We start from the raw sequence: 9,115 nt of genomic DNA on the forward strand, positions 1-9,115 counted from the left end.
AATATGGGAATCATTAAAACAACACCAATTACCAGAGTAAAATCAATCAGCAAGGAGGATTTTATTGAAAACTATTTCAAACCCCAAAAGCCAGTTTTGATTGCCGATTTGACTAAAGATTGGCCTGCTTTTGAAAAATGGAATTTAGACTATATCCAAAGCTTGGCTGGGGATCAGGTTGTACCGTTATATAATAATGAACCAACAAAAGGACGTCAAAACTCCGTCGCGCCAGCCAAAACAATGAAGTTGTACGATTACATCGAAATCCTAAAAACGCAACCGACAGATCTGCGTATGTTTTTCTACAACGTACTTCAAAAAATGCCCGTACTACTTGAAGATTTTAAGTATCCAGATATCGGATTACAATTTTTCAAAAAGTTGCCCGTCATGTTCTTTGGTGGCAAAGGCTCTAAAGTTTTAGCGCATTATGATATGGATCTGGCAGATTTGGTACATTTTCATTTCCACGGTCATAAGCAGGTCACACTTTTTGCACCCGACCAAGCTAAGAATCTCTATAAAGTACCTTTTACGGTACATAATTTAGAAACCATTGACATGGATAATCCAGATTTTGAGAAATATCCGGCGCTACAATTGGCGGAAGGAATTTCTGTGGAGATGCAACATGGCGATGCGCTTTATATGCCAAGTGGTTACTGGCATTATATTACCTATTTGGATGGTGGATTCTCCATTACCTTACGCGCTTTTCCAAGAAAATTAGGACGATTGGCAAAACTATTTTCAAACATTGTTTTTATGAGAACCTTTGAAAATTTAATGCGGCGCACCGTGGGCCAAGGTTGGGTGGATTATAAGGAAAACCAGATGGTCAAGCGCATGAACAAAAACTATCATAAACACCATTCAGATACATAACACGCATCATAGTGCTCAATTATTTTTAAGCTATTTAGTGGTTTTAAACCTAACGTCATGTGGCATTAAGAAATCAATGAACAACCTTCCAAATGTTAGTATTTACAACGCTGAAATTCCTGAACACACCAAATTTAACGATTCTGCTTTTTTTATTGGCAACAGCTTTTTAACCAAAAACAAACAAGGCCTTTGGGAGCTTTATGTAGAAGTCGATCCATTGGAAATCGGTCTCATTTCTGGACGCTTAACAGAAGAACTAACCTATAAACAGGAAGCCGTTATTTTCAACAGAATATAGATACGATCGGATGCTCCAATTACTCTCAGAAAAAAAATAAAATGAATCCAGAAAAGGCTATTTCGAATCTGAGAAATAAGGAAGGCTTGAACGATAAAGCAATAGGATATGGGAATGAAAAGGCTTTGAACCAACCACTGGCACATCATGCCATTGTTTTTAAACCTGAAGAACTAAAAGTATGGGTCTCTGCAAATCCGTACCAATTAGGAGAATTTATAGCCTATGACCTCAACACGGTTTTCAATGACAGAAATAAAAATCCATCTGCCGTAACATTTTCAAATGAAAACTTGAACATTGCTAAATACCCCTTTCTGGAAACCGATGCTTATAAAAATTATAAGCCTATCTTACTTTAGAACATAAGGTTTCCAATATCCTAAAAGAAAAACAGGTTATGGTTGAAAAAGAACTTCAAAAGCTATCCCAATTAAATCCAAATTACTGGAAAGCCTATTATCTTGCATGAATTTATCATTATAATCATAAGCAGTATGCTAAAGCGCTGATAAACTTTAAATTAGTTTCCAAAAAAGAAATCACGACGCTTGCTGATGCTGAAAAAGTTGAGAAACACATCAAAAAAATCAAAACGCAAACTCAATGATTCCTGAAATAGAAACCAAATCTGCAACAGAAATAAAAGCACTTCAGGAAGCTAAACTGAAAGTGGCCTTGGAATATCTTTCCGAAAACTCGCCATTTTACAAACGGCATTTTGAAACGCATCAGATTTCGATTGCGGAAATTCAGACGCTTGAAGATTTGAGAAAAATTCCAGTCACTACAAAGGATGATTTGCAGCAATTCAATAACGATTTCATCTGCGTGCCAAAATCAAAAATCATTGATTATGTCACCACTTCCGGCACATTGGGAGATCCTGTAACCTTTGCATTAACCGATGCAGATTTGGAACGTTTGGCATATAATGAAGCCATTTCCTTTGCTTGTGCCGGTGTCACTTCAGATGATGTTTTACAATTGATGACTACGATAGACCGTCGCTTTATGGCTGGGTTGGCATATTTTTTAGGCGTTCGTAAATTGGGTGCAGGTATTATCAGAGTTGGTGCCGGAATACCAGAACTACAATGGGATTCCATCTTAAAGTTTAAACCAACCTACCTCATCGTCGTGCCTTCGTTTTTATTGAAAATGATTGAATATGCCGAACAGCATCATCTTGATCTCAATACGTGTGGTGTAAAAGGTGCCATTTGCATCGGAGAAGCTTTCAGAAACGACGATTTCACATTAAACACCCTAGGAAAAAAGATTACAGAACATTGGCAAATCGAATTATTTTCCACCTATGCCTCTACCGAAATGAGCACCGCATTTACAGAATGTGAGGCGCAACAAGGAGGACATCTGCATCCTGAACTGATCATTGCAGAGCTTTTAGATGACAATGACCAACCTGTAAAAGAGGGCAGCATCGGCGAATTAACAATTACGACCTTAGGTATTGAAGCCATGCCATTACTACGATTCAAAACTGGCGATATGATGAAGGCTCACTATATGCCATGTCCATGTGGACGAACAACCATGCGACTTGGTCCAATCGCCGGTCGAAAAAAGCAAATGGTAAAATATAAAGGCACCACCTTATATCCGCCAGCCATGGAAAACGTTCTCAATCATTTCAACCAATTAGAATGCTTCGTTATTGAAATAAGTCACAATGCGATTGGAACTGATGAAATCTTGATCAAAATCGCCTCAAACAACCCATCAGAAGTATTATTAAGTCAAATAAAAGACCGTTTTAGAGCTAAATTACGTGTAACCCCAAAAATTGAATGGTGTGATAAAACTGTCGTTGATGCTTTACGCTTTCCGAAACTAAGCCGAAAACCTCTTCTTGTTATTGATAAACGCAAATAATCCCGTATTTTTATAAGTATCATGAAACATAAAAACAACATCTTCAACAGGCCAGACAAAAAACCAATCCTTTGGGATGCGTTTTACGAATCAACGAATACTCAAAAACCTTTGGTCATTTTTTGTCATGGCTACAAAGGATTCAAAGATTGGGGCGCTTGGGATTTGGTGGCAGAAGCATTTTCAAAAGCCGGTTTCCTTTTTGTGAAATTCAATTTTTCACACAATGGAGGCACGATAGAACAACCGATTGATTTCCCTGATTTGGAAGCCTTTGCACAAAACAGTTATTCTAAGGAATTGGAAGATCTGGACAACCTCATCACATTTTTACTTTCTGCGAAAAATCCTTTTTATGCAGAGATTGACCCACTTAATCTCACGCTCATTGGCCATTCCCGTGGTGGCGGAATCGCCATAATCAAAGCCTCTGAAGATGATCGTATTACCAAAGTGATCACTTGGGCAGCGGTTTGCGATTTTGGAAAACGTACGGCTACTTCTGGAGAATTGGAACAATGGCAAAAAGATGGTGTCAAATATGTGCTGAACGGCCGCACCAAACAGCAAATGCCACACTATTTTCAGTTTTATGAAGATTTTAAAGCGAATGAAAATCGTCTAAACATTGAAAACGCCACTAAAAACCTACATATTCCTCAACTTATTATTCATGCAAAAGAGGATCCATCGGTAAGTTACAGTGAAGCTGAACATTTGAACTCCTGGAATTCTGACAGTATTTTATTTCCTATTGAAAAAAGCGACCACGTTTTTGGGGCATCGCATCCGTGGCATGAAAAACATCTTCCAATGCCACTGCAGGATGTCGTTCAAAAAAGTATTGAGTTTATCAATCAGTAAAGATTTCTCAAACACTTTTCAGTTAACAATATTTTCAAATGGATACGTCGAAGTTTGAAACAATTGATAATATGCACTATTTTGAAATCTTGCTATTAACAATGCTTTCACACTTTAAATACTTGACACAACTCTTTTGGTGATAGCTTTTGGCTCGGCAGTTTAAATGCATTTTCGGTAAATGCCGGGTATTTTGTATCTAAAGAAGATGAGATGCTTCAGGTAGGCTTAGGTTTTGGTTTTTAATTAATCTGTTGAAACAGGTGTAGCTATGAGTTTGGAAATCATCCTTGTTTTTATCATTCTTGGCATAACCATTCTGCTGTTTGCAACAGAAGCGTTACCTATTGATAAAATTGCTTTTCTTATTATTGTGGCGCTTGTCTTATCTGAATTAACTACTCCTGAAGAGGCGATTAGTGGATTTTCAAGTCCGGCAACCATCACTATATTAATGCTGATGATTTTAGCCATTGGACTCGAAGATAATGGCGTGATCGATTTGTTGACACAATCCATCAAAAAATTAAAAATCTTGCCAATGGCATTGATGGTTCCTGCGTTCATGCTTATTTCGGCGTCTATTTCGTCCTTTATAAGCACGACTGCTGTGGTCGTTATTTTTATCAAGATTATTGCGCAACTCTCAGAAAAGTACAATTTTTCAGCACCAAAATTATTGATGCCGATTTCGTTTGCAGGTATTTTAGGTGGCAGCTGTACGCTGATGGGAACCTCAACAAATATTTTGGTGAATTCAGTCGCTATTAAGTTGGGTGCAGAACCGTTCTCGTTTTTTGAATTTAGCGTGTATGGCCTAATTCTGTTAGCAGTTGGGATTGTATTTATGACCTTTGCCAGCCGATGGTTGCCTAAATCCAGCAATGATCAGCTTCATGAAGTTTACGTTGACAATACTTTTATGTTTACGCTTACCGTAAAGCCGGAGTCAAAACTTATTGGCACGGCAATTTCCGAAGCTAAATTTTATAAAAATCCAGACATTCGCGTTTTAAAACTTATCCGTGATGATATCGTCAATAATTCGCCAGGACCAAATACAACGCTTAGAGCACAAGACAAATTAGTGGTATTGAGCGATGTGAAGGCCTATGCTTCCATTTCAAAAGATGATTTTACGCTCACTTCTGAAAATGAACACTACTTTCAGGAGGAGGTGGATCCTAAACTAGATAGTGATAGCGAAAAAAACGCTTACAGCTATGTTGAATTATTGATTCTTCCTGGATCAGAATTTATTGATAAATCCTTCTCAGAAATCAAAAGACTGCTCTTTAATGTGGCCACACCTTTGGGGATTCAAAACAGAAATCAGTTTCAAAAAGGCATGCGTCTAAATCTGCCTAAAATCATAAAAAACACCTATTTGCAAGCGGGAGACAAACTACTTTTAAGAGCAAAAGAAGATGAAATCACCTACCTTTATTCCTTAGATAATACCATTGTAATGAGACAACATGAGGAAGATTACAAAATCAATCCTTACAAACGCGCCATAAGTTTATGTGCCCTATTAATGGTTATCGGTTTGGCTGCGACTGGTGTTTTAAGCATTTTAGCGAGCACATTATCTGGCGTTGCTTTATTGTTGATCACGGATTGTATCAACTTATCAAAGATTTACAAAAAGGTCAATTGGCAAATTATATTTTTGTTGGCCGGCATGATTCCTTTGGGAATTGCGATGAACAATTCAAAAACAGACCTTTGGATTTCTGCACAATTATTGGAATTGCTTACGGGCCAAAACAACATCATAGTTTTAGGCGTTCTTTTTGCAATCACGATGTTTATGAGTGGTTTCATGTCCAATAATGCTACGGCCGTCATTGTAACGCCCATAGCCATAACCATTGCGGCAGGATTGAACCTGCCTCCTAAACCCTTTATTCTGGCGGTTATGTTTGCTGCCAATTTTAGTTTTTTTACACCCATGGGCTACCAAACCAACACCCTTATTTATGGAACAGGGGCTTACAAATTCAAACACTTTTTGATTATTGGCGGACTTTTATCACTTATTCTACTGGTTGTAGGCACGTTATTATTAGCAACCATGTTGTAAATATCTTAGTTTGATCAAATATTTCAACCAACCAATGACTTCAACACTTTAGTCCTTATTTATTGCGATATGCAACGCTTAAACATAAATTTTTTAATTTTTTCACAAAAGTTTATCAGATACCAAAGTGTTACCAATAGCTTTAGTAATTTTAGGGATTCTAACACCTAATAGTCATGTCCAAACAGCCTAAATTAACACGCTTTAATCAAAGTGTTTTATCGAAATATCAAATCTACAATGCCATTTTCATGACCTTGCCATTTGATGCCGTCACTAAAACTGGCGTTCTATTGCCATTGTTTCATGAAACCTGTCAAAAAGGCTTTAGCGATGGCAACGATCCCACCACTATTGTGAATACTTTTTTCGAGAAATACCAAGCCCGACGCACTCCAGAAAGTCAAATCAATTTATTGTTTCGATTTATTCAATATATCGAACGTCAGGTGGTTTTGTTTGATGCCATAGAAGATGCCGCTTTTCCGATCGTCAATAATATGGATGGAATTGGCACTTTAAGAAGTTTAAAAGAAACCGTTACTGCTGAAAACAAATTGGAATTGCTCCAAAAATACTTAGAAGAATTCAAAGTCCGAATTGTCCTGACCGCGCATCCCACACAATTTTATCCAGGTTCTGTTTTAGGAATTATTACCGATTTGACCGAGGCCATTAAAGAAAATGATTTGCTTCGCATCAATGATTTATTGGCACAATTAGGAAAAACTCCTTTCTTTAAGCATGAAAAACCAACACCTTATGATGAAGCCGTCAGCCTCATCTGGTACTTGGAAAATGTATTTTACAAATCTTTCGGAGATATTTTTGATTATATCCAACAGAATATTTTTGATGGCAAAGAAATAGACAATGACATCATCAACATCGGTTTTTGGCCAGGAGGCGATAGAGATGGAAATCCATTTGTAACGCCTGAAATTACGCTAAAAGTTGCGGAGCGCTTAAGGGAAACGATCATTAAGAATTATTATCGTGACATCAGAAGTTTAAAGAGAAAACTGACCTTTAGAGGTGTTGAAGACAGCATGGCAATGCTGGAAAGAGAACTTTATACGCTAAGAATTGGCAATCCATCCGAATTGACTTTGGAAGGTTTTAAGGCAGAATTGAATGCCATTAAAGACCTCATTATCAGCAGGGATAATTCCTTATATGTTCCTGAGATCAACAGTTTGCTCAATAAAATCCATCTTTTCGGTTTCCATTTTTCAACTTTGGATATCCGTCAGGACAGTCGCGCGCATGAAAAAGTGTTTACTAATTTGGTACAAACGCTATTGGACAGTGGCAACACGATTTTCCCGAAAAATTATTTCGATTTATCACAACCAGAAAAAGTCGAGGTGCTCACAAACGTCCACGGGAAAATTGATTTATCCATGATTACCGATGAAGACACTCTTAAAACTTTAAAAACCATCGAAGCCATAAAAACCATTCAACAAACGAATGGCGAAAAGGCATGCAACCGATATATCATCAGTAACAACCAATCCACACTGCATGTCATGGAATTGTTTGCCATGTTAAAACTGGTATCCTTCCAAGAAGATATGTCGGTTGATATCGGTCCTCTTTTTGAAACCATTACCGATTTGGAGAACTCGCATGCGATTATGGAAGAACTCTACACGAATCCTGCCTACAGTGCACATTTAAAATCAAGAGGCAACAAACAAACGATCATGCTCGGCTTTAGTGACGGTACTAAAGATGGCGGCTATTTAATGGCCAACTGGGCAATTTTCAAAGCGAAAGAACGTCTTACCGAGATCTCACGTAAATATGACGTCACTGCTATTTTCTTTGACGGTCGTGGTGGTCCGCCTGCACGTGGCGGTGGAAAAACCCATAACTTTTATGCCTCTTTAGGGCCAACTATCGAAAGTAAAGAAGTGCAATTGACCATCCAAGGACAGACGATTAGCTCTAATTTTGGAACTTTAGATTCGTCCCAATACAACTTGGAGCAATTGATCAGTTCTGGAGTTTATAATAAAATGAGTACTACTGATTTGCGTATGACTCCTGATAACAGAGACGTCATGAGCAATTTGGCCGAATTAAGTTATAAAGCCTACGCCGACTTTAAAGCGCATCCAAAATTCATTCCTTATTTGGAGAATATGAGTACGTTAAAATATTACGCGATGACTAATATTGGAAGCCGTCCTTCAAAGCGTGGAAAATCGGAAGGATTGGTTTTCGAAGATTTAAGAGCGATTCCTTTTGTGGGCTCCTGGGCCCAACTCAAGCAAAACGTTCCAGGGTTTTTTGGAGTTGGAACCGCTTTAAAATATTATGAAGACGCTAACGAATTTGACAAAGTTCAACACTTATTTAAAACGTCGAGCTTCTTCAAAACCCTGATTGAAAACAGTATGATGTCCTTGTCAAAATCCTTTTTTGATTTGACCAAATACATGTCTGAAGATCCCGAATATGGCGCCTTCTGGAATATTATCCATGACGAATATGTGACCACAAAACGTTTGATCCTTAAATTGACAGGGTATCAAGAATTGATGCAGGAAGAACCATCGGGCAAAGCTTCTATTAATATCAGAGAATCTATTGTGTTACCTCTTTTGACCATTCAGCAATTTGCCTTAAAAAAAATTCATGAATTGGAAAAAGCATCGCCTCGAGACGAAGAACAGATAAAAATTTATCAGAAAATCGTGACCCGTTCTTTGTTCGGAAATATTAATGCCAGTCGAAATTCGGCATAGTAAACACGTTGCGATTCATCTCTTTAAAAGCCCTCAACATCTTTATACTGAGGGCTTTTCAATTATAACAGTTTTTCAGAAACAACCGCGCTTTTCTTAATAATCAGAACATTTTAATCCTTGTGAAATTCACTATTTATGATCCTTTATAACTAAATAAAAAACAACGATTTATAAAAGAGATAAGATTCATTTCAAAATTTTGTCGATATAAATTAGGAATTACAAATTAGTTTTTTGACTTTTGTCCCATAAATGAAGAAACAAATTTTAAATATTATTTCTATTATTAGCGTCGTGATTATTTCACAGCGATAGGGAATG

Annotated in this window: 7 protein-coding genes; all 7 read left to right on the forward strand. The window is 37.4% G+C overall.

The window, feature by feature from the left end:
• Positions 1-3 precede the first annotated feature (3 nt).
• The 7 genes from ACOH2D_RS06385 to ACOH2D_RS06415 all read left to right on the forward strand — a co-directional run bounded on the left by ACOH2D_RS06385 (position 4) and on the right by ACOH2D_RS06415 (position 8,791).
• Positions 4-888 carry a cupin-like domain-containing protein gene (locus ACOH2D_RS06385; RefSeq protein ID WP_449534719.1) on the forward strand — a complete coding sequence of 295 codons (885 nt, stop codon included), beginning with the start codon at positions 4-6 and terminating at the stop codon, positions 886-888.
• Between the two features lie 76 nt (positions 889-964).
• The gene (locus tag ACOH2D_RS06390) at positions 965-1,189 is read left to right on the forward strand and encodes a hypothetical protein (RefSeq protein ID WP_449534720.1); all 225 of its coding nucleotides are present in this window, start codon (positions 965-967) and stop codon (positions 1,187-1,189) included.
• Positions 1,190-1,230: 41 nt separating this feature from the next.
• Positions 1,231-1,551 (forward strand): hypothetical protein, encoded by a 321-nt coding sequence (locus ACOH2D_RS06395; protein WP_449534721.1) that lies wholly within the window; start codon positions 1,231-1,233, stop codon positions 1,549-1,551.
• A gap of 244 nt (positions 1,552-1,795) precedes the next feature.
• Entirely contained in the window at positions 1,796-3,085 is a 1,290-nt protein-coding gene (gene flxY, locus ACOH2D_RS06400) for a flexirubin biosynthesis putative acyl-CoA ligase FlxY (RefSeq protein ID WP_449534722.1), read from the forward strand.
• Between the two features lie 21 nt (positions 3,086-3,106).
• Complete coding sequence (locus ACOH2D_RS06405) at positions 3,107-3,949, forward strand: alpha/beta hydrolase family protein (RefSeq protein ID WP_449534723.1); 843 nt, start codon at positions 3,107-3,109, stop codon at positions 3,947-3,949.
• Positions 3,950-4,220: 271 nt separating this feature from the next.
• A complete protein-coding gene (locus tag ACOH2D_RS06410) occupies positions 4,221-6,035 on the forward strand; it encodes an SLC13 family permease (RefSeq protein ID WP_449534724.1) in 1,815 nt (604 codons plus the stop codon).
• A gap of 176 nt (positions 6,036-6,211) precedes the next feature.
• Positions 6,212-8,791: a phosphoenolpyruvate carboxylase gene (locus ACOH2D_RS06415; protein WP_449534725.1), complete on the forward strand. Its 2,580-nt coding sequence runs from the start codon at positions 6,212-6,214 to the stop codon at positions 8,789-8,791.
• The last annotated feature ends 324 nt before the right edge of the window (positions 8,792-9,115 follow it).

This window comes from Gelidibacter sp., assembly GCF_053579655.1.

Bases quoted from the DNA above. Each gene is read 5' to 3' on its own strand.
- ACOH2D_RS06415 (WP_449534725.1), top strand. From the start codon at position 6,212: ATGTCCAAACAGCCTAAATTAACACGCTTTAATCAAAGTGTTTTATCG.
- ACOH2D_RS06385 (WP_449534719.1), top strand. From the start codon at position 4: ATGGGAATCATTAAAACAACACCAATTACCAGAGTAAAATCAATCAGC.
- ACOH2D_RS06405 (WP_449534723.1), top strand. From the start codon at position 3,107: ATGAAACATAAAAACAACATCTTCAACAGGCCAGACAAAAAACCAATC.
- ACOH2D_RS06395 (WP_449534721.1), top strand. From the start codon at position 1,231: ATGAATCCAGAAAAGGCTATTTCGAATCTGAGAAATAAGGAAGGCTTG.
- flxY (WP_449534722.1), top strand. From the start codon at position 1,796: ATGATTCCTGAAATAGAAACCAAATCTGCAACAGAAATAAAAGCACTT.
- ACOH2D_RS06390 (WP_449534720.1), top strand. From the start codon at position 965: ATGAACAACCTTCCAAATGTTAGTATTTACAACGCTGAAATTCCTGAA.
- ACOH2D_RS06410 (WP_449534724.1), top strand. From the start codon at position 4,221: ATGAGTTTGGAAATCATCCTTGTTTTTATCATTCTTGGCATAACCATT.